Origin of the sequence: Pseudomonas sp. ARP3 (assembly GCF_001029595.1) — a bacterium.
In the GTDB taxonomy this organism is placed as follows: domain Bacteria; phylum Pseudomonadota; class Gammaproteobacteria; order Pseudomonadales; family Pseudomonadaceae; genus Aquipseudomonas; species Aquipseudomonas rhodesiae.
On record NZ_LEKF01000020.1, the window covers coordinates 96,967 to 120,474 of the forward strand.

A 23,508-nucleotide genomic window follows, 5' to 3' on the forward strand; every position below is an offset into this window, starting at 1 on the left:
CACAGGGTCGCGGCCGTTCGGCCATGCGGCGGTCGAGGGTGGGGCTCACGGAGTTTAAAAACGTCTGCTCACACTCAGTCGATTTCGCCGTTTACCGCCCTGTGTGAGGCTGGCGCTCTTTGCCAAAAAGAGTGCCCGCCCATGCTCAGTTCCGGTGCTGTTTCCTCATCTTCTGGCGTTACTCCGTTATTCCCCGCGCCGGCTGCCGACGCGGTCATTCCCCCGTCCCAGGTACCGGCGGCGTTGCCCACCGCTAATGCTCACTTGCGCACGGCGTTGGGCGACCGGCATAACTGGAAAGTCCTCGGGCAACAGCTCGCAGCCATGGCGACCCGGCTTGGCCCGGCGGCCACGCCACAGGCTGTGCAGGCTGCGTTGCGGCAGACGCGGATGGACCTGCATCCCGACTCCTCAAGCCTTGCGCAGCTCGGTGCCGCCCCAACACTTGAGGCTTTTATCCAGGCCAACGGTCTGCGCCTGCCGGCCAGGTTCTTTCACCTGACAAGCCTGGCGGACGCGGTTAGCGAGCGCGCCCTGGCGCATCCCTTGGGTAATTTCGGCGGTGGCCTGTCCTGGCCTGTCGCGCTGACGAGCGATGCACAGCGCATGTTGCTGCGCGCCGCCACCGACTATGCCGCGCGTCACCCGAATAATCCCCAGGCGGGCCCCAGTGCAGGGGTGCTGGAGTACCTCAACGGCAACCGTCCGCTCCCCAGCGATGCCGCCGACGATCCGGCGAAGGCGTTGCAAATGCTGGTCGGTTCCGCCCGTGGCCAGGCACTGGGCCAGGCCATGCAGCAACAGTTAAATGGCATCGCCACCGACACCAGCGTCAACGATTACACGCTGGCGGCCATCAACGTGGTGCTCGATCCCCAATCGGTCGCCGCACCCCGTCGCAATACAGTCGCAGGCTTCGATTTGGCTCAGCCGCGCTACTGGGGCAGGCCCATCACCGAGATACGCGCCGGGCTGAAGCAGCATTTGGTGGACAGCGGCCAGACCAGCGCCGGCATGGCCAATGTGGGCGCCTACGCGCTACTGGCCCGCACCGCCCCGCAGCTTCTGGTGAAGGATCTGCCTGACAACGTGACCTTTGGCAGCCCGGCCTGGGTCAGCCTGTCGATTGCGGCGGCGGCCATTGAGGCCCAGGCGCCGGGGTCGGTGCCGAATATGACGTTTGCCCAGGTCATGCTCCAGGCCAAGCGTGCCGCCATGGCCGATCCGCTAGTCACCCAACACGCCCAGAGGGCCGCTTTGCTGGATTGGGGCGTGGTCAACGGCGTGGTGTCGGCCAAACCCGACGACCGCTACACCCCAGCCGAGATCGAGCGGGTCAGAACCGCTTTCAATCGCCAGATGGATGAGCGTGTGCAGGCCTCCAGCCTGATGGAAACCGAGCTGCCGAACCGCAAGGAGATTGCGTTGGCCAAGCTCAAGGAGCGGTTCGGCGAGGGCCTGCCCTTCGAGGCCAAGCGCCTGAGCGTCAAAGACCCGAGGCCCGGATTCGACCAGCCACTGTACGACCCGAACCGCGCGCCAGCGGGGCTGCATTCGATGCTCGATATTGCCATGGGCGGGTTGCACAACTACGCCTGGGAAACCCGCGACCCACGCCTGAGCAAGGCGATCAAGGGCAAGTCCCTGAAGCTGGACGCCCATGGGGTTTTCAATAACCAACTCAACCAGGCAATCGCTGCGCGCAAGCAGGGCATAGGCACGACGATTAAACACCTGGTGGCGCAATTGCCCTTGGCTGATCGACAAAACCTCGAATATGGAAAACTCGAGTTTTTCCAGAACCATACATACGCGCTGGGGCTGGGCTTGACGGGTAGGACCCTGGAGCACAAGAACCCCACGCTACTGATCAAGGCCACCCGGCCCCATGGCGTCAGCGTCTACGCCCTGGATCTGAAGCAAGGCGCTATTAGAACGATGCCGGCTTCGGTGCTGACCCGCGAGCGTGAGCGCGAGGCCAACCGGGTCTTCCCTATCGAACCCTTCACACCGCGGCATAACAGCGGTGCTGCGCCGAATCGGGTAGAGCAGGCCGTTCCGTCAAGTTTTGAGAGCGCGCGAACACAGTTCATCGCCGACGCCTTTGTCGAACATTTGGATATCGACAATGACGAAGCGGTCAAGCAGGCCAAGGGCGTCACGACCTACGATCGGCAGATGGGGAACGAATGGAAGCTGGCGGATTTTTTCCTGAATCTGGTGCCGCTCAGGTCAGCGATCGGCAATTTTAAGCAGGGCAATTACCTGGATGGCGCATTGGATCTGGGTATGGATGTCTTCGGTTTTGTCACCGCCGGCGCAGGGGCCTCAACCAGGTTGGCGAAAGTGGGCGCCACGGCGGCGTCTGCTGGGGTCAAGGTGTTGAAGGTGGCCAGGATCATCGGCACTACCGCAATCGGTGCATTCAACCCGGCCAGTGGCCTGGGCGATTTGATTGGTCAAGGCGCGGGGTTGATCCGTCGGGGTGGCAGTTACCTGCTGGGCAAGGCGTTGAGCGGGGTCAATCAGCTCAAGGGCGCCGCCGGCAGCTATGACCTGTTGAAGACGGTCAGCAAGCAGTACGACGCAGCGGCAACCGGCACGTTCAAGGTAGCGGGCCAGGCCGTTGAGGGGGGCGCGGTACTTAATAACGGTCGTTGGTATGCCTTTGATGTCGACCACCTGCGCCCATATGGGCCCCCGCTGGAGGAGTTCACCGCGCAGACCAAAGCGGTAGGCGGGGCCTTGACCAGCGTAAGACGCGATCCGGGTAGCGAGCTGAGTAACCGACTCCTGAAGCAGTACAGCGTGCCCGAATCCAGGATTGCCGGGCTTACGCGCAACAGTCGAGGGGTTTATACGGGAGCGGATGGCCATCTGTCCTTTATCCGCCAAACCGACAGCACCGGTGCAACCGCTGTGTATGAGGTTCGGCAAGTTACCCGTACCCAAGACGGTGCGGTGCAGGCGAGGATTTACCACAACAATCGCCAGACGCCGGTGATGGTGCAGCATGTCGAAGGCGACCAGTGGCTGCGGTTGGGCGCGCGCGGCGGTAATCCACCTACGGTTGCCGAGGATCTCGGGCCCATCATCGGCGCAGGTGGCGAAGGCACAATTTACGAAAGCCTTGACGGCAAGAGTGTCTATAAAGAGTTCGTTGATCCCGTCCGTGGCTATATCCCCAGCTATGTGCAGATAGAAACTGACTGCCTGAACACCTATTACGGCGCTGGCTTTGCAACGGCGATTATCGAAGGCGAGCAGGCCTATATAAAAATGGGCAAGTTGGATGGCGTCGCGCTCAGCACCGTCGGCGGCCGCAGCTTGCCGCCGCAGGCCAGCACCTTACTGGAGGACGCACTGCGGCGAATGGAGGAAAAAGGCATCTATCACCAGGACTTGCAGCTCAAGAACTTCCTGTATTCGGCCCGCGATAAAGTGGTGTATCCGGTGGATATCCAATCGATGCCGGCGGAGTTCGTGGTCGGCCCCGTTCTGGATGCCTACAACGACATGAAGAGCACCTTGCTTTGGCAGTTCAGTGGGTTGGTTGGCTCATGACACGACGGGGGCGGGCGTAGGTTTGAGCCCAGGTGGCGTCACAGCATGCCCTGCCGTTTGAGCGACAGGGCGTACGGGCTTACAGGCTGAAATCACCTTCGGATACCAACTCGCTCAACGGCCGGCGCGGGCTCGGCAGTTCGCGGCCTTGCAGGTATTCCGGCAGGCTCGATTTGTCGCCCAGCTTGCCCACGGCCACCGCCGCATGCAGTGCGTAACCCTCGGGAATCTTCAACTCTTTGCGGGTCAGTTCCTGATCGAAACCGGCCATGCCATGGGTGTACCAACCGCTGAGGCTGGCTTGCAGTGCCAGATGGCCCCAGGCCGAGCCGGTGTCGAAGGTGTGCCACAGCGCCGGGGTTTCCTCGCTGGCGCCAGGGGCAATGAAGTCGGTTTTCGAGGCGATGATCACCAGTGCCGAGGCATGCTGTGCCCAGCCGCGATTGAATTCATTGAGCAGGCCCAGGAAACGCTCCCAGTCCGGCGTGTCGCGGCGTGCGTAGAGAAAGCGCCACGGCTGCGAGTTGTAGGCCGATGGCGCCCAGCGTGCGGCCTCGAAGAAACTCAGCAAGGTCTCCTTCGGGATGCTCTCGCCGGTAAACGCGCGGGGCGACCAGCGCTCGGTGAACTGGGGATGGATCGGGTAGTCGGCAACGCGGGTCATGGGCGGGTTCCTGATGGTCAATTCGGCGCTCCAAGCTACTGCGCGCCCGCTAGACTGACAAGTCTTGCAACACCGCCAGTCGTAAGCGCTTGGCCCCGAGGGGCGAGGGCACTAGACTGGCGGCCTTTTCACAGACCGATACCGATGCAGACCCATGGCCGCCAAAGTCGAACCCTTCTGGATACGCAAAACCCTCGATCAACTCGACCAGGAGGAATGGGAGTCGTTGTGCGACGGCTGTGGCTTGTGCTGCCTGCAAAAGCTTGAAGACGAAGATGACAACAGCGTTTATTACACGCGCATCGCCTGCAAGTTGCTGGACCTGAAAACCTGCCAGTGCACTGACTACCCCAACCGCCGCGCCTCGGTGCCGGACTGTATCCAACTCACGCCAGGCCAGGCCGACCAGTTCAAGTGGCTGCCGCCCACCTGCGGCTATCGCCTGGTGAGTGAGCGCAAGGATTTGCCGCTTTGGCACCATCTCGTCTGCGGTGACCGCGACGCCGTGCACCATGAACGTATTTCCCAGTCCGGGCGCATGCTCAGCGAAGGCAGCGTGCCCGAAGACGACTGGGAGGATTACCTGATTTTCCGCGCTGGCTGAGGGGAGTGTGTATGACAGTTGCAGCCAAGTGGGCGGCAGGTCTGGTGATGCTGGCCATCAGCGGCGCGGCGTGGAGCGCCAGGAAAGTCGACCTGGACTACCACGTCAAACTGCTGCCGCAGACCGAACAGGCCGAGGTTCGTATTAGCCTGTCCCAGGGCTCGGCGGTGCGTGGTCTGGATTTCGATTTGGGCAGCGGCGGCGACTACAGCGACTTCAAGGCTGAAGGGCAGTGGAAAGTCACCGGTCATCGTGGCCTGTGGCAGCCCGGCGCGGACAAAGCCAGCCTGACCTACCGGGTCCGCCTTACGCATACACGCAAGCCGGGTGTGTATGACACCCGGTTCACGCCGAGCTGGGCAGTGTTTCGCGGCGAGGATCTGGTGCCGCCCGCGCGGCTCGATCAGCAGGACGGGGTTGAGTTGGTCTCGCGCCTGGTGTTCGACCTGCCGGCCGGTTGGAAGAGCGTCGAAACCGCCTGGCCACGGATCGGTAAGAATAAATTCCGTATCGACAATGTCTCGCGCCTGTTCGACCGTCCCACTGGCTGGATGCTCGCCGGCAATCTGGGCAGTCGTCGCGTGCGCCTGGGGGAGACCGATGTCACCGTGGCGTCGCCCAAGGGGCAGGCCATGCGGCGCATGGATGTGCTGACGCTGCTGACTTTTGTCTGGCCGCAAGTGGAAGCGGCATTCCCGCGCCACCCGGCGAAACTGCTGGTGGTGGGCGCCAGTGATCCGATGCGCCGAGGTGCGTTCGCGGCGCGTGACTCGATCTTTCTCAACAGCCGCACGCCGTTGGTCAGCGAAAACGGCAGCAGCCCGTTGTTGCGCGAGGTGGTGCAGGCGATTGGTCGCTTCAATGACCATGACACCAGCGACTGGATCAGCGAAGGGTTGGCAGAGTTTTACGCCATCGAATTGCTGCGCCGTGGCGGTGGTATCACCGATGAGCGCTACGCGGCGATTCAGGCGCGGCTGACCAAGGAAGGCAAGGACGTGACCAGCCTGCGCGGCGAACATGTCAGCGGTGCGACGGTTTCCCGGGCGGTACTGGTGATGCAGGAGCTGGATCGCGAGATCCGCGTGAAAACCCACAACAAGCGCTCACTGGATGACTTGGCACAAGCAGTGATGCGCGCCGATAGCATCACCACCGCGGAGTTTGTGCAGTTGGCCGACAGCATCATCGGCGAATCGTCGGTAGTGCTCGACTCCAAGCTTTTACGCTGATCCTCAGCCCTGCACGCACAAATCCAAACGTGGGAGTGGGCAATCCCCCTCCCACATTTGAATCTCCACTATGTCGAAGAGCTGTATCAGCCGGCAGTCTTAACTGCTTTCTCCGCCGCCACTTCGGCACGGGTCTTGAGGCTCTTCAACTCTTCACCGGCGCGCTCGATCTTTGTGCGCACGGCGTTCATTTCCTGGCGGCCTTGTTCCAGTTTGTCCTTGAGCGAGCTGTGCCCGGTGAAGCCGCGCGCCAGGGCGACGCCGCCGATTGCCACTTGGATCAGGCCGAAAATCCCGCCGCGGCGCAGGCCTTTGCCGACCATCACGACGCCACCGGCCACGGAGCCGATGCGCTCCCAGCCGTGTACGTTTTGGGTGGGCTGAGTCTGGAACGGCGTGTGTTCGATGACAGGGCGCAAGGTTTTGCTGTCGCTCATGATCTCTCTCCAACAAGGGCAAGTGTCTGCAACTGACTGCTCGCAGACGCTGGATGTTCCGAAAAAATCAGTACTTGGGGCCCGAACGGGTGTTGTTGCCCTTGGCCAAACGGTCGTAAAGCACCACGTTGACCGTGGCGGCGAGGTTCATGCAGCCGGTGGTGGGGATGTACACCACGTCTTCGCACCAGTCGCGGATGTCTTTATCCAGGGAGCCGTCTTCCGGGCCGAAGATATACAGCGCGCGGTCGGGATGGGTGTACTCGGGCAACGGGCGGGCGCCGTCCACCAGTTCCACGGCCACTGGAATGCAGCCCAGCGGCAGGATTTTTTTCAGGTCATCGATGCCGATCAGCGGGATGTCGTGATGGACCTTCTTGGTGTCGGTGATGAAGTCCCGGGCGCGCTCGTAACGCACGCCGGTGTAAAACACCGAAGCCACGCCATAGCAGCCGGCGGCACGCATCACCGAACCGACGTTTTCGGGGGATTTGGGGTTATACAGACCGATGCAGCTGTAGCGTTTATTGCCCACGGGGAAGGGTGCCTTGAAGAAAAGCGGAGATTATACGGCCTGGAGGGCATGTATTGCTTGGGCCCGCGTTATCGGGGGCAAGCGCCCTCCCACATTTCGCTTGTGAGCCCCTACAAATGTGGGAAGCGGGAGGGAACAGGCGACGGCAATTTTCAGTCGTCTTTCTTCATCAAGCCCGCCAATGCCGCGAACGGGTTGTGGGTGGCCTTGGCAATCGTTGGGCTGCTGGTCGAGCCTTCGCCGAAGTACTGCTGGTCGGTGTAGCGCGAGTGTTCGTTGTCGTGGCAATACAGGCACAGCAATTCCCAGTTGGAACCGTCCTGGGGATTGTCATCATGGTTGTGGTTGCGGTGGTGTACCGTCAGTTCACTCAGGCGCTTGCCGGAGAATTCGCGGGCGCAGCGGCCGCATACGTGGGGGTACATCTTCAGCGCTTTGTCGCGGTAGCCCATTTCGCGGTCGCGCTGGGCATCGGCGAGGATGCGGTCCAGCTTGGCGGTGTGGGAGGGCGGGTTAGTCGAGCTCATCATGGCTCCTGGCTATTAGGTGGGTCACGGATAGGGTTGATTCTAGCTGCTTGAGGGCAGTCACTGCACCTGGCACCGATAGACCGCTATCGGGGCCGAGCCCCCTTCCACATGGGATCTTCAACGGATTCAGCCCTTGAGCTTTTCCGCAATCCAGATGGTATGCCGCGTGCCTTTGTTGCCATGGGCGAACACCTGCACCTCTTCGGCCTTGAAGCCGGCCTTGCGCAGTTTATCGCTGAACAGTTTATCGGCACTGGCCGACCACACCGCCAGCACCCCCTTGGGGCGCAGCGCTTTGGCGCAGGCGGCCAGGCCACCGGCGGAGTACAGCCAGCTATTGGCCTTTTGCGTCAAACCTTCCGGGCCGTTGTCGACGTCGAGCATGATCGCGTCAAACCCTTGGGGCTCGGCCTGCAGCACCTTGGCCACGTCTTCCTCGCGGATCACCGTGCGTGGGTCCAGCAATGGCCGGCCGGATTTTTCCCCCAGCGGTCCACGGTTCCATTCCACGACCCCAGGCACCAGTTCGGCCACCACCACTTCGGCATTTTTGCCCAAATGCTTGAGAGCCGAGGCCAGGGTGAAGCCCATGCCCAGACCGCCGATCAACACCCGCGAGTTCGGGCGACCGGCGACTTTGCGGCAGGGGATCTCGGCCAGCGCGTCTTCGGAACCGTGCATGCGCGTGTTCATCAACTGGCCACCGTCGCCGCCCTGGATCTTGATGACAAAATCCTCGCCGTATTCGAACAGGCACAAGGCACCGCCGTTGTCAGGGATTGGGGTGGTGTCCAGCAGAACGAAACGTTTCATGGAAATCTCATTGGGAAGGGCATTCTTGCGCGGTTGGGAGTAGCCTTACGACATTCCGGTCAGGCCATGGAGCCATCGATGAAGTGCAGCATTCTAACGGTCATTGTGTTGAGCGCGCTCGCATTGGGTGCGGCGCAGGCTCAGGAGTTGCAAACCGTACCGGTCGCCCCCACGCCAACTCCCGGCGCACCGGGTACGCCAACGCCCACCCTGTATCCCCAGGTCACCCCGCCGGTGGTACCCAAGAGCAACGGTTCGCCGCCCCTGGCGCCCATCGTCTTGCCCGCACCGCCAAAAGACCAGACAGTGCCCGGCTTGCAGCAGAACGACAGTAAACCGAAGACACCCGGCGGCTAGAATTGCTGCGATAGCAGTTGCCCGTCAGCCATGCGCAGGCGCTTGGACAAGGCAATCGCAATCGCGCGGATAATCTTGGCAGCGACCCGTGGCGCTTCGTTGAGCATTTTCTCCAGGGAGTCTTTGCCCAGGTTCAATAGCACGCAAGCACTGGCGGCCACGCAACTGGCCGAGCGTCGCTCGCCGTCGAGCACCGCCATCTCGCCAAAGGCCCGGCCGCTGCGCAGGGTGGCGATGGTCACGGGTTGGCCGTCGTGATGAGCCTTCTGCACCGCCACTTGGCCGCTGTGGAGGATGCACATGAAGGTGCCCGCATCGCCTTCGAGAAAGATCACCTCGCCTTGGGCAATGCTGCTGATGTTGAAGTAGCCGGCAGCGATATGAAAATCTTCCGGCAACAAAGGATCGAACAATCCGCAGTCCATCAGCATGTCGCGGATTTCATTATTGAGTTGTGTCGGTGGTGGCATGGCAGCAATTGGGTCCATCAAAACAGGGGCGGTCCTGTGTTCAGACCGAACCGCCGCACTAAGTTCCTAAATCAACCCGAGCGCCTTGAACACAAATGCATATTCGAGCGCTACGTCACGTAATCCCTGATAGCGACCGCTCATTCCACCGTGACCGGCGCCCAGTTCGGTCTTGAGCAATAGCAGGTTGTCGTCGGTCTTGGTGTCGCGCAGCTTGGCCACCCACTTGGCCGCTTCCCAGTACTGCACGCGACTGTCGTTGTAGCCGGCAATCACCAGCATGGCCGGGTAAGCCTGGGCGCGGACGTTTTCGTACGGCGCGTAGGCTTTGATGCGTGCGTAGACATCCGGGTCTTCTGGGTTGCCCCATTCGTCGTATTCGGTGACGGTCAGCGGCAGTTCCGGGTCGAGCATGGTGTTCAGCACATCCACGAACGGCACTTCGGCAATCGCCGCCTGGAACAGCTCGGGACGTTGGTTGAGTACCGCGCCGATCAACAAACCGCCGGCACTGCCGCCGCTGATGACCAGTTGCTTGGACGTGGTCAGGCCCTGGGCGATCAAGTGTTCGGCGCAGGCGATAAAGTCGCTGAAAGTGTTCTGCTTGTGTTCCTGCTTGCCGTTGCGATACCAGGCCTCGCCCAACTCGCCACCGCCGCGCACATGCGCAATGGCAAACGCGACGCCCCGGTCCAACAGGCTCAGGCGCGCATGGGAGAACCAAGGGTCCAGGCTCGAACCGTAGGCACCGTAGCCATACAGGTACAACGGTGTCGGCTTGCCCACCTGATCGCGCTTGACCACCAGGCTGATCGGCACCTGGGTGCCATCGGCCGACGTGGCCCACAGGCGCTGGCTCACATAGTCGTCGGCATTGAACACGCCGAGTACCGGGGTTTCCTTGAGCACCTGTTGCGCGCCACTTGCCAGCTCCAACTGCCGCACTTGGGCCGGACGGTTCAGTGCTTCGTAGCGCAGACGGATGCGGTCGCTGGGGAATTCCAGGCTGTTTTGTACGTAGAGGCTGTACGCGGCGTCGGGCAACTCCACACGGTAGGCCGCCAGGTCCTGGGGATGCACTTCGATCACCGGCAGGCCGCCGATGCGCAGGCTCAGGGTCATGGCGCGGGCGTTCAGGCTCACGCCGTCGAGCATCACGTCGTCGCGGTGCGGGATCAGGTTGTGCCAATCGGCTTCGGTGGGCACCTCGCCGGTGTCGGCGGCGACGAACAGCGCGTAGTTGATGCCGTCGCGGTTGCTGCGGATAAACCAGGTCCACTGGCCATCGAGCTGGCCGTGGTCCACATCGTATTCGTGATCCTCCACCCGTGGCGCCACGCAGGTGAAGTCCAGGTGCGGCTGGTTGGCGTCCAGCGCCCAGATTTCGCTGGTGGTCTTGCTGCCCAGCGCCAGCAGCAACTGGCGTTCGGAGCTTGAGCGGTAGCAATGCAGGAAGAACCGTCCGTCAGGCTCGTGGAACACTTCCTGCGCCGCCGTGCCATCCAGGCGATAGCGATACAGCTTGTGCGGGCGGTGGGTGTCGTCCAATTCGCCGAAGAACAGGGTCAGGCTGTCGTTGGCCCAGGTCATGCTGCCGTCGCAGTGATCGAATTCCAGTTCGCTGACTTTGTCGGTGGCCAATTCCTTCACGAACAGGGTGTAGATCTCATCGCCACTGGTATCGAGGCTGTAGGCCAGGCGCTGATGGTCGGGGCTGATGCTGAACGCGCCAAGGGAGAAGAACCCGCCGTTGGCCAGCACGTTCGGGTCCAGCAGCAGTTCTTCGCTGCCTTCATCCACTTGGTTGCTGTCGTCGGCGGGGCGACGGCAGCGGTAGTGGCGCGCATATTCGTCACCGGCGGTGGTGCGCGTGTAATACAGGTACGGGCCCCAGGGGGAGGGCAGGGACAGGTCGGTTTCGAGGATGCGCCCCTTGATCTCGTCGAACAGGCTTTCGCGCAGGGCCGCTTGATCGGCGAGCTGGGCTTCCTGCCAGGCGTTTTCGGCTTTGAGGTAATCGAGCACTTCGGCGCTGTCACGCTCTTGCAGCCAGGCGTACGGGTCCTGGCCGGGGGCCTTGCGGGCAATCGGGGCGGCAGTGATGTGGGTCGATGACGGCATGGATCACTCTCTGTCTGGCGGAAGGTGGCGGGCATTGCAGCCGTGACACGCAAAAGCCGTTATGATAGCCGCCTGTTTGCCAACCTTGCCATGGACACCATGACCGAGAACGACTATCTGACCGCTTGGGGCCTTTACGCCTTCGCCGCTTTGGGCTGCCTGTTGGTGTGGTGGCGCCTGACCCGCTGGATCTGGCGCTGGCTGCGCGAGCCGCTGCAACTGCTGATGGCGGTGCTGTTGTTCAGCCCGACCATCGTCGATCCGGTCAAGACCCAGTTCGCGCCGGCCGTGGCCATTACGGCGATGGACCTGGTGCTCAAGGTCGGCAATAACGCCTGGCGTGCCATCTCCGATTTGTTCATGTACACCATGATCGCGTTCGGCGTGTACCTGGTGTTCGTGCTGATCCGCTGGCCCATCGAGCGTGCCGCCAAGGCGCGCCGCGAGCGCAAGGCCGCCACCGACGCCGCCCTGGCCGCCGAAGACCAGGACGATGACGAACCTTTCCGGCGTCCGGCGCCCGTCAGCGGTATGCGAGTCGAACCGCGTCTTTAACGTTGTAAGCCCTGCAGCGAGAGCCCTGGCATGTGTGAATTATTGGGCATGAGTGCCAACGTCCCCACCGATATCGTGTTCAGCTTTACCGGGCTGATGCAGCGCGGCGGGCGCACCGGGCCGCACCGCGACGGTTGGGGTATCGCGTTCTACGAAGGCCGTGGCCTGCGTTTGTTTCAGGACCCGGCCGCGAGCAGCGAATCGGAAGTCGCCCTGCTGGTGCAGCGTTATCCCATCAAAAGCGAAGTGGTGATTGGCCATATCCGCCAGGCCAATGTCGGCAAGGTGAGCCTGGCCAATACCCACCCGTTCGTGCGCGAGCTGTGGGGGCGCAACTGGTGTTTTGCCCATAACGGCCAACTGGCGGACTTCGCCCCACGCGCCACGTTCTACCGGCCGGTGGGCGATACCGACAGCGAAGCGGCGTTCTGCGATCTGCTCAACCGCGTGCGCGAAGCCTTCCCCGAGCCGGTGGACATCGAGCAAATGCTGCCGGACCTGATCGCCGCCTGCGCCGAGTACCGCAGCAAAGGCGTCTTCAACTGCCTTCTCAGCGATGGCGACTGGCTGTTCTGCTATTGCTCGACCAAGCTGGCCCAGATCACCCGGCGTGCACCGTTCGGTCCGGCGCGCTTGAAAGATGTCGACGTGATCGTCGATTTTCAGGCCGAAACCACGCCCAACGACGTGGTCACGGTGATTGCCACCGAACCCCTGACCGACAACGAAAACTGGACCCGCTACGAACCGGGTCAATGGAGCCTATGGCGACGCGGAGAATGCGTCAGCCAGGGCATTACCGAGTAAGGACATCGACTATGTTGCTCAGCTATCTGCGGTTGGTGCTGTTTGCCATTGGCCTGTTGGTCGGTGTGCAAGTGCCGGGGTTTATCAGCGATTACGCTAAGCGCGTCGAAGCCCACCTGATCGAGGCCCAGACCAGCCTGCGTGGCTTCGAAACCACGGCGCAGCAGTTCTTCAAGGGGGACATGCACGCCCTGGTCGAGCATTACCGTGCCAGCGATGACCCGGTGTTCCAGAGCGATGCCAGCAGCCTGGGCGCTTTGCTCGATCGCCAAGTGGCGTTGGACAAGCAATTCCAGGCCATGCAGGGCCCCTGGTATATCCGCGCGCTGCAAGTGGCGGTGGCCGCGGACCCGGATATCCGCCAGGAAACCTGGAACGGCTACAGCTACCAGATCCTGCTGACCCCCGAAGCCATGGGCTGGGGCCTGGGTGGGGCGATGCTGTTGTCGTTCGGCCTGGAATGCCTGTACCGCTTGATCGACTGGATCGTGCTCGGCGGCAAGCGCCTGCGCCAGAGCCGGCCGATTGAAGAGCGGGACCTCAAGGGGCTCTAACGCCCAACTCGATCAAGTGTGGGAGGGGGCTTGCCCCCCGATAGCAGTGGATCAGTCAGCCGAACTGTCACTGACGCTATCGCGGGCAAGCCCGCTCCCACATTCATATCCGGTTTATTAAGTTGCCAGCACCATCCGCTCTTCGCCGACTTCCTCGGCATACCGGGCCACTACTTTCTGGCACAACCCCACGATCTCCTCCGCCAACTCCACGCCCACGCGCCACGACACCACCACTTGCAGGTTCGGCAAACGTTGTTCCATGGGCAGCATCAGCAGTTCGCCGCGGGCCAGTTCTTCGCCGACCAGCACCGGCGGCAGCGCGCCAATCCCGAAACCGTCGCGCAGCAGGCGGGTGATCGCCGACACTGAGTTCACGCAGTTCATACGCGGCGCAGCAACGCCATTGGCTTGCATCAGGCGGATCACGTCCTGGTGCGGGTGGGAATTTTTCGAATAAGTAATGATGCGTTCCTGGGCCAGGTCGGCAAGGGAGGCATAGTCACGGTTATAGATCGATTGGCTGGCGACGATCCAGGCCATCGGGTGGCTGCCCAGTTCCAGGCTGCGCACGGTTTCCAGGCGCAGCAGGTCGGTTTGCAGGATCAGATCGAGAAAGCCTTTTTGCAGCTGATCGCTGAGGTTCAGCGCGGTATCGGCGACCAATTCGATTTCCACCAGCGGGAAATGGTCCATCAATTCCGCCACCAACGGGCTGAGCCAGGTGTGGATCACTGTGTCCATGGCGCCGATCCGAATCCGTCCGACCTTGCTGCTGGTGGTCTCCAGGGATTGTTTCAAACCTTGCAGGGTCACCATCATCTGCTCGGCATAGTCGAGCACCTTGACGCCTTCCGGGGTCAGGCTCACCCCCCGGGAATCGCGCAGGAAAAGCTTCACCCCCAGTTCGCTTTCCAGCACGGCGATGCGGCTGGAGATCGACGCCTGGGTGGTAAAGAGCTTTTCGGCGGTCAGGCGAAAGCTCTTGAGCCTGGCGACCCAAACGAAGGTTTCGAGGAACTTCAAATTCATGGGATCAACTTTTTCTTATGCTTGGATCGGTTTTTATTAGTTGGACGCCGCACGGGGCGAGCGCCAAAAATCGAGTCGTTCCACGATAAGCGGCGTGGGGGTGTCAGGACAAGTTGCGTGTCCGACGGTAAAAATCCCACACTACAAAAAAACAAAGCCTACAGGAGCGACCACCGTGAGCCGCCTGCTACTGAATTGTGATATCGGCGAAAGCTTTGGCAACTGGACCATGGGCCTGGATGCCGAGGTCATGCCGTTCATCGATTGCGCCAACGTGGCCTGCGGCTTTCATGCCGGCGACCCGAGCATCATGCGCAAGACTGTCAGCCTGGCGCTCAAGCATGGCGTGCAAATCGGTGCGCATCCGGCGTACCAGGACCTCCAAGGGTTCGGTCGCCGCTCGATGGCTTACAGCCCTGAAGAAATCCAGGACCTGTTGCACTACCAGATCGGCGCTCTCGATGGCGTTTGCCGTGCCCAGGGCGCCCGCGTCAGCTACGTCAAACCCCACGGTGCGTTGTACAACGACATGATGGCCAAACCCGCGCAACTGCGCGCGGTGATGCAGGCCATTGCGGCCTACGATGCCAGCTTGCCGTTGATGCTGCTGGCCACCCGTGATAACAGCGCAGCCCAGGCGATGGGCGACGAATACGGCCTGACCTTGTGGTTCGAAGCGTTCGCCGACCGTGCTTACGATAGCCACGGCCACCTGGTATCGCGCCAACTGCCGGGCGCAGTGCATCACGACGCTGACACCGTGCTCCAGCAAGCCCTGACTATTGCTCGCGGCGAGCCGCTCACCGCCAGCGATGGCAGCGCCCTGGTATTGCAGGCCAATACCTTGTGCGTCCATGGCGACAACGCCAGTTCCATCGCCGCCGTGCAACGTATCCGCGCGGCGTTGACGTCAGCATGAAGCCACGCATTGAAGTGGTGGCCATCGATTGTCTGATGGTGCGTCTGTTCGACGTGATCGCCGAAGCCAATATGCCGTGGATGCTCGCCGCTACCCAACGATTGCGCAGCGCTTTCGGCACGGCGTTGGTGGATCTGGTGCCGTCCTATACCACCCTGATGGTGCATTACGACCTCACCGCGTTGAGCCCGGCCGAGGCGCGGCAGCGCATCGATCAAGCCCTCGCCGACCTGCAACCCCAGGCCCAGGGCAGCGGCCAGTGCCATGTTTTGCCGGTGTGGTACGACCTGCGCGTCGGCCCGGAACTGAGCGTGCTCAGCCAGCGTAGCGGCTTGACGGTGGACGAGGTAATCCGCCGCCACAGCGCCCACGAATACCAGGTGTTCGCCCTTGGTTTTGCTCCCGGATTCGCTTTTATGGGCTTGGTGGATGAAGCCCTCGCCACTCCGCGCCTAAGCACCCCGCGCAAACGCGTGGCGGCCGGCAGTGTTGGGATCGCCGAGCGGCAGACCGCTGCCTACCCGGTGGTGTCGCCGGGCGGCTGGAACCTGATCGGCCGCACCCCAGCCAAACTCTTCGACCGCGAGCGCGACGGCTACAGCCTGATGCAGCCCGGCGACACTGTGCGTTTCCAGGCGGTGGATCACGCTGAATTTATCCGCTTGGGTGGCGATGACACGCCGCTGGAGGCGCAGCCATGAGCCGCTTATCGATCGAGGCCAGCACCCCGCTTTGCCTGTTGCAGGACGCCGGGCGTTTTGGCGTGCGCCACTTGGGCGTCACCCAGGGCGGCGCGCTGGATTGGGTGTCGATGGCCTGGGCCAATTGGCTGCTGGGCAATGCGCTGAACGCTGCGGTGGTGGAAATTACCCTCGGCGGCTTCACCGTAAAGGCCGAGGACTATTGCCTGCTGGCTCTGGCCGGTGCAGATCTGGGTGCGCATATCGACGAGCGCGCCATCAGCCCTGGGCGCAGTTTTGTCCTGCAAAAGGGCCAGCGCCTGCGCTTTACCCAGCCAATCGACGGTGCGCGGGCGTACCTGGCGGCGCCGGGCGGGTTTGATGCACCGGCGGTGCTGGGCAGTTGCGCGACGGTGGTTCGTGAAGCACTCGGAGGTGTGGATGGCTTGGGCAACGCACTGGCCGCAGGCGGTCGGTTGAGCTATTCCGGAACCGGCGGTGCCCTGCAGGAGTTGAGTCAGCCGGCGTTGCCAACCGGCGGCTCACTGGACGTGATTGTCGGCGCGCAGATCGGCCAGTTCAGCGGCCAGAGCCTGTTCGATGCGTTCAACACCGACTGGGCCTTGGACAGCCGTGCCGACCGCATGGGCATGCGCCTGCTGGGCACGCCATTGCAGTATCAGGGGCCGTCGTTGATCTCCGAAGGGATTCCGCTGGGGGCGATCCAAGTGCCGCCGGATGGGCAGCCGATCGTACTGCTCAATGATCGCCAGACTATCGGCGGCTATCCACGGTTGGGCGCGCTGACACCCTTGGCCTTGGCCAGGCTGGCGCAATGTCTGCCGGGGCAGAAAGTGCGATTGGCGCCGGTGGTGCAGGAAACGGCGCATCGGCAGCACATCGAGTATTTGCGCCGCTTCCAAACGGCGGGACGGGCTTGCTCCCGATAGAGTTAGGTCAGTCAATTCGTCAGTGACTGCACCACCGGAATCGGGGGCAAGCCCCCTTCCACACTGGATGTCTGTATTAATTGGAGAAAGTATCTGCGCCGCTTCCAAACAGTGGGAGGGGGCTTGCCCCCGATGACGGCGCGTCAGTGGCAGATGGGCAGGCAGACTGCTAAAGAGGGCAAGCCCCACCCACATTGGATGTCGGTATTACTTGGAGAAAGCATTTGCGCCGCCTCCAAACTGTGGGAGGGGGCTTGCCCCCGATGACGGCGCGTCAGTGACAGAGGGGCAGGCAGATTGCACCAGGGGGCAAGCCTCCACATTGGATCTGGTGTTATTTGGACAGGTAGCGCATGCCTTCTTCCAGCCCGCGCAGCGTCAGCGGGTACATCTGGTCTTCCACCAACTCCCGCACAATCCCGGTGGAGGCCGTAAACCCCCAAGTGTCCTTAGGGTATGGGTTTATCCAGATCAGCTTCTTGTACTTGGCCATGAAGCGTTGCATCCACACATACCCGGGCTCTTCGTTCCAGTGCTCGACGCTGCCGCCGGCCTGGGTGATTTCGTACGGCGCCATCGAAGCGTCGCCGATAAAAATCACTTTGTAGTCGGCACCGTACTTGTGCAGTAAGTCCTGGGTGGAGGTGCGCTCCGAGGTGCGGCGCTGGTTGTTTTTCCACACCGACTCGTACACGAAGTTATGGAAGTAAAAGTACTCCAGGTGCTTGAACTCGGTCTTGCACGCGGAGAACAGTTCTTCGCAGATCTTCACATGGGCATCCATCGAGCCGCCGATATCGAACAGTAATAGCAGCTTGATGGTGTTGCGCCGTTCCGGGCGCATCTGAATGTTCAGCAAGCCGGCATCGCGGGCGGTGTGGTCGATGGTGCCGTCGATATCCAGCTCTTCCGCCGCCCCTTGGCGCGCGAATTTGCGCAAGCGGCGCAGGGCCACTTTGATGTTGCGCGTGCCCAGTTCCACCTGGTCGTCGAGGTTTTTGTATTCGCGCTGGTCCCAGACTTTGACGGCCTTGCCCTGGCGCTTGCCGGCGTCGCCGACGCGAATGCCTTCCGGGTTATAACCGCCGGAACCGAACGGGCTGGTGCCGCCGGTGCCGATCCACTTGTTGCCGCCCGCGTGGCGTTCTTTCTGTTCTTCCAGGCGCTTCTTGAATTCCTCGATCAGCTTGTCGAGGCCGCCCAGGGACTGGATCTGCGCACGCTCTTCATCGCTGAGCGAACGCTCGAATTCCTTGCGCAGCCAGTCTTCGGGGATCAGCGCCTGTAGGTGATCATCGAGTTTTTCCAGGCCGTTGAAATACGCGCCGAAGGCCCGGTCGAACTTGTCGAAATGCCGCTCGTCCTTGACCAGGATCGCCCGGGCCAAGTAGTAAAACTCGTCCATGTCGGCAAAGGTCACGCGTTGTTTGAGCGCGTTGATCAGGTCGAGCAATTCGCGCACCGACACCGGCACCTTGGCTGCGCGCATTTCATTGAACAGGTTGAGCAACATCAGCGATTACCGCGACGGCTCATGAACGCCAGACGCTCCAGCAACTGCACGTCCTGCTCGTTCTTCACCAGGGCGCCGGCCAATGGCGGAATGGCCTTGGTCGGATCGCGCTCGCGCAGCACCGCCTCGCCGATATTGTCGGCCATCAGCAGCTTGAGCCAGTCCACCAGTTCGGAAGTGGAGGGTTTTTTCTTCAGGCCGGGGACTTTGCGCACGTCGAAGAACACGTCCAGCGCTTCGCTGACCAGGTCTTTCTTGATGTCGGGGTAGTGCACATCGACGATCTTTTGCAGGGTGGTGCGATCCGGAAAGGCGATGTAGTGGAAGAAGCAGCGGCGCAGGAACGCGTCCGGCAGCTCTTTTTCGTTGTTGGAGGTAATGATGATGATCGGGCGTTTTTTGGCCTTGATGGTCTCGTCGATTTCGTAGACGTAGAACTCCATCTTGTCGAGTTCTTGCAGCAGGTCGTTGGGGAACTCGATGTCGGCCTTGTCGATTTCATCGATCAGCAGAATCACGCGCTCCTCGGACTCGAAGGCTTCCCAGAGCTTGCCTTTCTTCAGGTAGTTGCGCACGTCGTGCACCTTGTCCACGCCCAACTGCGAGTCGCGCAGGCGGCTGACCGCGTCGTACTCGTACAGGCCTTGGTGGGCCTTGGTGGTGGACTTGATGTGCCAGGTAATCAGCTTGGCGCCGAAGGATTCGGCCAGTTGCTCAGCGAGCATGGTCTTGCCGGTGCCCGGCTCGCCCTTGACCAGCAGCGGACGCTCCAGGGTGATGGCAGCGTTGACGGCCAGTTTCAGGTCATCGGTGGCAACGTAGGCCTGGGTGCCTTCGAACTTCATCGGTGTTTCCTCGAATTCATCAATGCCCGGACTATACCGCGCGGCCCCGGCGACTGTGAACGCAGACGGGTTATTCAGTCTCTGAATGGCCGGTCACTCTGCGCGCTCAGTCGGCGCTCGGCTTGGGTTGTTCATAGCGCGCGTTGAACGCCTGAATAAAGCCGTTGCGCAAAATCGCCACCACGGCCCAGAACGCGCTGACATCTTGCTGATGCACGCTGCCGCTCAGTTCAACGCGGGTGGCGAACTGGTTTTTGCGTTGGTTCTTCAGCACGGTCTCGCTGGCGCCCACCACGGCCTCCCAGATCGAGCGGAAGATGTTCTTGTCTTTGTTTTCCACGTCCTGCTGCCAGTCGAACACTTCCACATCCCGCAGCAACGGCTTGATGTAGCCGCTCAGTTGGCCCTTTTCAGCCTGGGCCTCAATGACCAGATCGCCAGTGCCGGCCTTGAAATCGAACTTGCCGTAGGCCGAGGCAAAGTCGTTCATACGCTTGAGCTGCAAGTCGCGGGCGCGGAAGCGGAATTCGAAGTCTTCGAAATTGCTCAAGGGGTCGAAGGTGGCACTGGCTTCTAGCGGGGCCTGGCCCAGCAGCAGTGCTTTACCGTCGAAGCGCGCATCGCGCCTGCCTTCGGTGTCGACCACATTGGTCAGGTTATAGAAGCTGGCATTGACCCCGGTGGCGTTGATGTTCACCGCCGGTTTGGAATTGAAGTTATGGAACGCGATCTTGCCGTCTTCGATGCGCACCTCGTTGAGGGTGATCGGCAGCAACTTGCCCAGTTGCTCGCGCCAGTCGGTGCCCTTACCGGTCTGGGACGCCTGCTTGTTGGCGCCGCCGTCGACAAAATTGATTTCCGGCCGCACAAAGTGGCCTTCGGCGACGACCGCATGGTCGTACCACAGCGAATGCCAGCTCACCGCGAACTCGATCAGTGGCGCCTTGACGAACGGCACCGGCACCTTGCCGTCCACCTTGACGATCTGCAAGCCGTTGATGCGGTAGGCGCCGCGCCACAGGGCCAGGTCCACGTCGGCGATTTCGCCGCGGTAGTCGCCCATATTGGCCAGCTTGTCATTCAGGTAATTGCGCACCAGGTAGGGCAGGGCGATGTTCAGGGCGATCAGCACCACCACCAACCCGGCGACGGTCCATAGCGGCCAACTGTAGCGACGTTTCATGGGGCAGTTCTCCTTGCTCGTAAGCAGATGGACTGTCGCGCTGGCCTCAACGTTCCTCCGACTGGACGCCTAGTACGACCCGGCATACCCTTGAAGCCTTTCGCACATCGCCCAATAGGACCCGCCATGAGCCGCATTTTTGCAGATAACGCGCACTCCATCGGTAATACGCCCCTGGTTCAGATCAACCGCATCGCCCCGCGCGGCGTGACCATTCTGGCCAAGATCGAAGGGCGCAACCCCGGTTACTCGGTGAAGTGCCGCATCGGTGCAAACATGATCTGGGACGCCGAAAGCAGCGGCAAACTCAAGCCGGGCATGACCATCGTCGAACCCACCTCCGGCAACACCGGCATCGGCCTGGCGTTCGTCGCCGCCGCCCGTGGCTACAAGTTGCTGCTGACCATGCCGGCCTCCATGAGCCTGGAACGGCGCAAGGTGCTCAAGGCCCTCGGCGCCGAGCTGGTACTGACCGAGCCGGCCAAAGGCATGAAAGGCGCTATCGAGAAGGCCGGCGAGATCGTCGCCAGCGACCCGGCCCAGTACTTTATGCCGGCCCAGTTCGAAAACCCGGCCAACCCGGCCATCCACGAAAAAACCACCGGCCCGGAAATCTGGAACGACACCGATGGCGCCGTGGATGTGCTGGTGGCGGGCGTGGGCACTGGTGGCACCATCACCGGCGTGTCGCGCTATATCAAAAATATCCAAGGCAAGCCGATTCTGTCGGTGGCGGTCGAGCCGATCGGTTCGCCGGTGATCACCCAGACCCTGGCCGGTGAAGAGGTCAAGCCCAGCCCGCACAAGATCCAGGGGATCGGCGCCGGGTTCGTGCCGAAGAACCTCGACCTGTCGATGGTCGACCGCGTGGAACTGGTGAGCGACGAGGAATCCAAGGCCATGGCCCTGCGTTTGATGCAGGAAGAGGGGATCTTGTGCGGGATTTCCTGCGGCGCCGCGATGGCGGTGGCGGTGCGCCTGGCACAGAAACCGGAGATGCAAGGCAAGACTATCGTGGTGGTGCTGCCGGATTCCGGTGAGCGTTACCTGTCGAGCATGCTGTTCAGCGATCTGTTCACTGAGCAGGAAAACCAGGCTTGATGCAGGTCAGCTGGTCGGTGCGGGCCTTCTGCATAATGGCGCAACTGTTTATCATGGCCGGCTGTTACGTCTGGCATCCCTCCAACGGGATGCTGTCGGCCAGACGCTTATTTCCAGGAGTTGCCGCATGACCTTTTCTCTGACCGCCAAACTGTCGGTGCTGCTGTTGTTTATCGGCAGCACGCTGTACGTGCACCTGCGCGGCAAGGCGCGTTTGCCGATGTTGCGCCAGTTCGTCAACCATTCGGCGCTGTTCGCCCCGTATAACGCCTTGATGTACCTGTTTTCGGCGGTGCCGTCCAAGCCGTACCTGGACCGCAGCAAATTCCCGGAGCTGGATGTGCTCAAGGACAACTGGGAAGTGATCCGCGAAGAGGCCATGCACCTGTTCGACGAGGGTTACATCCGCGCCGCCGAAAAGAACAACGACGCCGGTTTCGGTTCGTTCTTCAAAAAGGGCTGGAAGCGTTTCTACCTCAAGTGGTACGACAAGCCCCTGCCGTCGGCCGAGGCGCTGTGCCCGAAGACCGTGGCGCTGGTGAGTAGCATCCCCAACGTCAAGGGCGCGATGTTCGCGCTGTTGCCGGGCGGCAGCCACCTTAACCCGCACCGCGACCCGTTCGCCGGTTCCCTGCGCTATCACTTGGGCTTGTCCACGCCCAATTCCGACGACTGCCGCATCTTCGTCGACGGCCAGGTGTACGCCTGGCGCGACGGTGAAGACGTGATGTTCGACGAAACCTATGTGCATTGGGTCAAGAACGAGACCGAGCAGACCCGCGTGATCCTGTTCTGCGACATCGAGCGTCCGCTGAGTAACCGCCTGATGACCCGCGTCAACCGTTGGGTCAGCAAACAGCTGGGCCGCGCCACCGCACCGCAGAACCTCGACGACGAGCGCGTGGGTGGGATCAACCAGGCGTATGCCTGGAGCAAGACCTTCAGCGACAAGTTCAGCGGTGTGGTCAAACAGTGGAAGCGCAAGCATCCGAAGGCTTACCGCATTGCGCGGCCGGTGCTGGCGGTAGTGGTGTTGGTACTGCTGTGGAAGTGGTTGTTCGGCTGATCTGAAGCGTTAAACGCGGTCAAAATGTGGGAGGGGGCTTGCTCCCGATAGTGGTGGATCAGTCATGGATGTTTTGACTGACATACTGAAGTGCGCCCCAAAAGTTGGACAGTAATTGTCTAGGCTACAGCGGAACGGGCTCTGTACTCTACAGGGCTCAGTCCGCCAAGCTTCGTTTTGATTCGCTTATGGTTGTAGTAATGGATGTATTGATCCAGTCCAGCCTGCAACTGAGCCGCGCTGTCGAAGCTTTCGCGGTAGTAAAACTCTGACTTCAACGTGCCGAAGAAGCTCTCCATCGTAGCGTTGTCATAGCAGTTTCCTTTGCGTGACATGCTTTGTTCCAGCCCCGCCTGTTCTAGTCGCTCGCGATACTTCGAGTATCGATAGTGCCAGCCTTGATCCGAGTGCAGCATGGGTTTAGCGCCCTCAGGCAGGCGCTCGAGCGCTCGCTCCAGCATGTCGCCAACCAGGGCATATTGGGGGCGTATGGCGGTCTGATAAGCCACGATTTCTCCGTTGTATAAGTCCAAGATCGGCGACAGATACAGCTTTTTACCTGCCACTTTGAACTCGGTGACATCCGTCACCCATTTCTGATTCGGCTTCTCGGCTTCGAACCGACGAGCCAAGGTATTGGGTGAGATCTCTCCCATCGGCCCTTTATATGCTCTGTATTTCTTGGGTCGCACCGTGCATTTGAGCCCCAACGCTCCCATCAATCGTCGTACCGTTTTGCCGTTGATCTGTAGTCTTTCTTTACGCAGTTCCAGCGTCATACGGCGGTAGCCCAGGCGCCCTTTATGCTCTTCCTGAAGGCTCTGGATCGAGGCTTTGACTGAGACGAAGCGGTCCGCAACGCCCATGACCTTGAGTTGGTAGTAGTACGTGCTTCGCGCCAGCCCTAGCAGTTTGAGCAGGTCCGCCAGCGGAAAGTCTTGTCTCAGCTCAGTGACTATTCGAGCTTTTTCTTCGC

At 61.4% G+C, this 23,508-nt stretch carries 24 protein-coding genes; 12 read left to right on the top strand and 12 right to left on the bottom strand.

Features of this window, described 5'->3' with window-relative positions; translation table 11 throughout:
* Positions 1–141: 141 nt before the first annotated feature.
* Positions 142–3,564, top strand: coding sequence for a hypothetical protein (locus ABX75_RS21110; protein ID WP_144419313.1), 3,423 nt, complete (start codon positions 142–144; stop codon positions 3,562–3,564).
* Between the two features lie 79 nt (positions 3,565–3,643).
* Here ABX75_RS21110 and ABX75_RS21115 read toward each other — a convergent pair whose 3' ends face one another.
* Positions 3,644–4,228 (bottom strand): nitroreductase family protein, encoded by a 585-nt coding sequence (locus ABX75_RS21115; protein WP_047882587.1) that lies wholly within the window; start codon positions 4,226–4,228, stop codon positions 3,644–3,646.
* Positions 4,229–4,382: 154 nt separating this feature from the next.
* On the opposite strand from ABX75_RS21115, the gene ABX75_RS21120 reads away from it, so the two are divergent.
* Positions 4,383–4,832: a YcgN family cysteine cluster protein gene (locus ABX75_RS21120; protein ID WP_034096443.1), complete on the top strand. Its 450-nt coding sequence runs from the start codon at positions 4,383–4,385 to the stop codon at positions 4,830–4,832.
* An 11-nt stretch (positions 4,833–4,843) separates the two neighbouring features.
* Positions 4,844–6,064 carry a hypothetical protein gene (locus ABX75_RS21125; RefSeq protein ID WP_034112430.1) on the top strand — a complete coding sequence of 407 codons (1,221 nt, stop codon included), beginning with the start codon at positions 4,844–4,846 and terminating at the stop codon, positions 6,062–6,064.
* Positions 6,065–6,150: 86 nt separating this feature from the next.
* On the opposite strand, the gene ABX75_RS21130 is transcribed toward ABX75_RS21125, so the two are convergent.
* The 4 genes from ABX75_RS21130 to ABX75_RS21145 form a co-directional block, all read right to left on the bottom strand.
* A complete protein-coding gene (locus ABX75_RS21130; protein WP_047882588.1) occupies positions 6,151–6,501 on the bottom strand; it encodes a DUF2892 domain-containing protein in 351 nt (116 codons plus the stop codon).
* A gap of 67 nt (positions 6,502–6,568) precedes the next feature.
* On the bottom strand, positions 6,569–7,036 hold the full coding sequence (locus ABX75_RS21135; protein WP_034096446.1) for an RNA methyltransferase: 468 nt from the start codon (positions 7,034–7,036) through the stop codon (positions 6,569–6,571).
* 152 nt (positions 7,037–7,188) lie between these two features.
* Positions 7,189–7,563, bottom strand: a complete 375-nt coding sequence (locus tag ABX75_RS21140) for a YajD family HNH nuclease (protein WP_025858458.1) — start codon at positions 7,561–7,563, stop codon at positions 7,189–7,191.
* Positions 7,564–7,692: 129 nt separating this feature from the next.
* Positions 7,693–8,379, bottom strand: coding sequence for a spermidine synthase (locus tag ABX75_RS21145; RefSeq protein ID WP_047882589.1), 687 nt, complete (start codon positions 8,377–8,379; stop codon positions 7,693–7,695).
* A 78-nt stretch (positions 8,380–8,457) separates the two neighbouring features.
* On the opposite strand from ABX75_RS21145, the gene ABX75_RS21150 reads away from it, so the two are divergent.
* Positions 8,458–8,736 (top strand): hypothetical protein, encoded by a 279-nt coding sequence (locus ABX75_RS21150; protein ID WP_047882590.1) that lies wholly within the window; start codon positions 8,458–8,460, stop codon positions 8,734–8,736.
* On the opposite strand, the gene ABX75_RS21155 is transcribed toward ABX75_RS21150, so the two are convergent.
* The gene (locus tag ABX75_RS21155) at positions 8,733–9,206 is read right to left on the bottom strand and encodes a cyclic nucleotide-binding domain-containing protein (RefSeq protein ID WP_034096785.1); all 474 of its coding nucleotides are present in this window, start codon (positions 9,204–9,206) and stop codon (positions 8,733–8,735) included. The genes ABX75_RS21150 and ABX75_RS21155 overlap by 4 nt on opposite strands.
* Positions 9,207–9,272: 66 nt before the next feature.
* The gene (locus ABX75_RS21160; RefSeq protein WP_047882591.1) at positions 9,273–11,327 is read right to left on the bottom strand and encodes a S9 family peptidase; all 2,055 of its coding nucleotides are present in this window, start codon (positions 11,325–11,327) and stop codon (positions 9,273–9,275) included.
* 24 nt (positions 11,328–11,351) lie between these two features.
* On the opposite strand from ABX75_RS21160, the gene ABX75_RS21165 reads away from it, so the two are divergent.
* The 3 genes from ABX75_RS21165 to ABX75_RS21175 are packed head-to-tail and all read left to right on the top strand — an operon-like array spanning position 11,352 to position 13,243.
* The gene (locus ABX75_RS21165) at positions 11,352–11,882 is read left to right on the top strand and encodes a hypothetical protein (RefSeq protein WP_034096450.1); all 531 of its coding nucleotides are present in this window, start codon (positions 11,352–11,354) and stop codon (positions 11,880–11,882) included.
* A gap of 30 nt (positions 11,883–11,912) precedes the next feature.
* Positions 11,913–12,689, top strand: a complete 777-nt coding sequence (locus ABX75_RS21170; protein ID WP_034096451.1) for a class II glutamine amidotransferase — start codon at positions 11,913–11,915, stop codon at positions 12,687–12,689.
* 11 nt (positions 12,690–12,700) lie between these two features.
* On the top strand, positions 12,701–13,243 hold the full coding sequence (locus ABX75_RS21175; protein WP_034096452.1) for a DUF2937 family protein: 543 nt from the start codon (positions 12,701–12,703) through the stop codon (positions 13,241–13,243).
* A 117-nt stretch (positions 13,244–13,360) separates the two neighbouring features.
* On the opposite strand, the gene ABX75_RS21180 is transcribed toward ABX75_RS21175, so the two are convergent.
* The gene (locus ABX75_RS21180; RefSeq protein WP_034112438.1) at positions 13,361–14,275 is read right to left on the bottom strand and encodes a LysR family transcriptional regulator; all 915 of its coding nucleotides are present in this window, start codon (positions 14,273–14,275) and stop codon (positions 13,361–13,363) included.
* A gap of 175 nt (positions 14,276–14,450) precedes the next feature.
* Between ABX75_RS21180 and ABX75_RS21185 the strand changes: the two genes are divergently transcribed.
* From ABX75_RS21185 to ABX75_RS21195, 3 genes are read left to right on the top strand one after another with little or no spacing between them, the layout of a single operon-like run.
* Entirely contained in the window at positions 14,451–15,194 is a 744-nt protein-coding gene (locus ABX75_RS21185; RefSeq protein WP_047882592.1) for a 5-oxoprolinase subunit PxpA, read from the top strand.
* Positions 15,191–15,895, top strand: a complete 705-nt coding sequence (gene pxpB, locus ABX75_RS21190; protein WP_040267623.1) for a 5-oxoprolinase subunit PxpB — start codon at positions 15,191–15,193, stop codon at positions 15,893–15,895. Before ABX75_RS21185 ends, pxpB begins: the two co-directional genes overlap by 4 nt.
* Complete coding sequence (locus ABX75_RS21195; RefSeq protein ID WP_047882593.1) at positions 15,892–16,824, top strand: biotin-dependent carboxyltransferase family protein; 933 nt, start codon at positions 15,892–15,894, stop codon at positions 16,822–16,824. The genes pxpB and ABX75_RS21195 overlap by 4 nt, the downstream gene beginning before the upstream one ends.
* Before the next feature lie 334 nt (positions 16,825–17,158).
* On the opposite strand, the gene ABX75_RS21200 is transcribed toward ABX75_RS21195, so the two are convergent.
* From ABX75_RS21200 to ABX75_RS21210, 3 genes are all read right to left on the bottom strand, one after another.
* Complete coding sequence (locus ABX75_RS21200; RefSeq protein WP_034096457.1) at positions 17,159–18,337, bottom strand: VWA domain-containing protein; 1,179 nt, start codon at positions 18,335–18,337, stop codon at positions 17,159–17,161.
* A complete protein-coding gene (locus tag ABX75_RS21205; RefSeq protein WP_003210690.1) occupies positions 18,337–19,182 on the bottom strand; it encodes a MoxR family ATPase in 846 nt (281 codons plus the stop codon). Before ABX75_RS21205 ends, ABX75_RS21200 begins: the two co-directional genes overlap by 1 nt.
* 106 nt (positions 19,183–19,288) lie before the next feature.
* On the bottom strand, positions 19,289–20,365 hold the full coding sequence (locus ABX75_RS21210; RefSeq protein ID WP_034096459.1) for a DUF748 domain-containing protein: 1,077 nt from the start codon (positions 20,363–20,365) through the stop codon (positions 19,289–19,291).
* Between the two features lie 126 nt (positions 20,366–20,491).
* On the opposite strand from ABX75_RS21210, the gene cysK reads away from it, so the two are divergent.
* Complete coding sequence (cysK, locus tag ABX75_RS21215) at positions 20,492–21,466, top strand: cysteine synthase A (protein ID WP_034096460.1); 975 nt, start codon at positions 20,492–20,494, stop codon at positions 21,464–21,466.
* A gap of 127 nt (positions 21,467–21,593) precedes the next feature.
* Positions 21,594–22,532 carry an aspartyl/asparaginyl beta-hydroxylase domain-containing protein gene (locus ABX75_RS21220; protein WP_034096461.1) on the top strand — a complete coding sequence of 313 codons (939 nt, stop codon included), beginning with the start codon at positions 21,594–21,596 and terminating at the stop codon, positions 22,530–22,532.
* A 119-nt stretch (positions 22,533–22,651) separates the two neighbouring features.
* On the opposite strand, the gene ABX75_RS21225 is transcribed toward ABX75_RS21220, so the two are convergent.
* Positions 22,652–23,508 (bottom strand): IS3 family transposase (locus ABX75_RS21225; protein ID WP_144419314.1); only part of this gene is annotated, 857 nt, incomplete at its 5' end.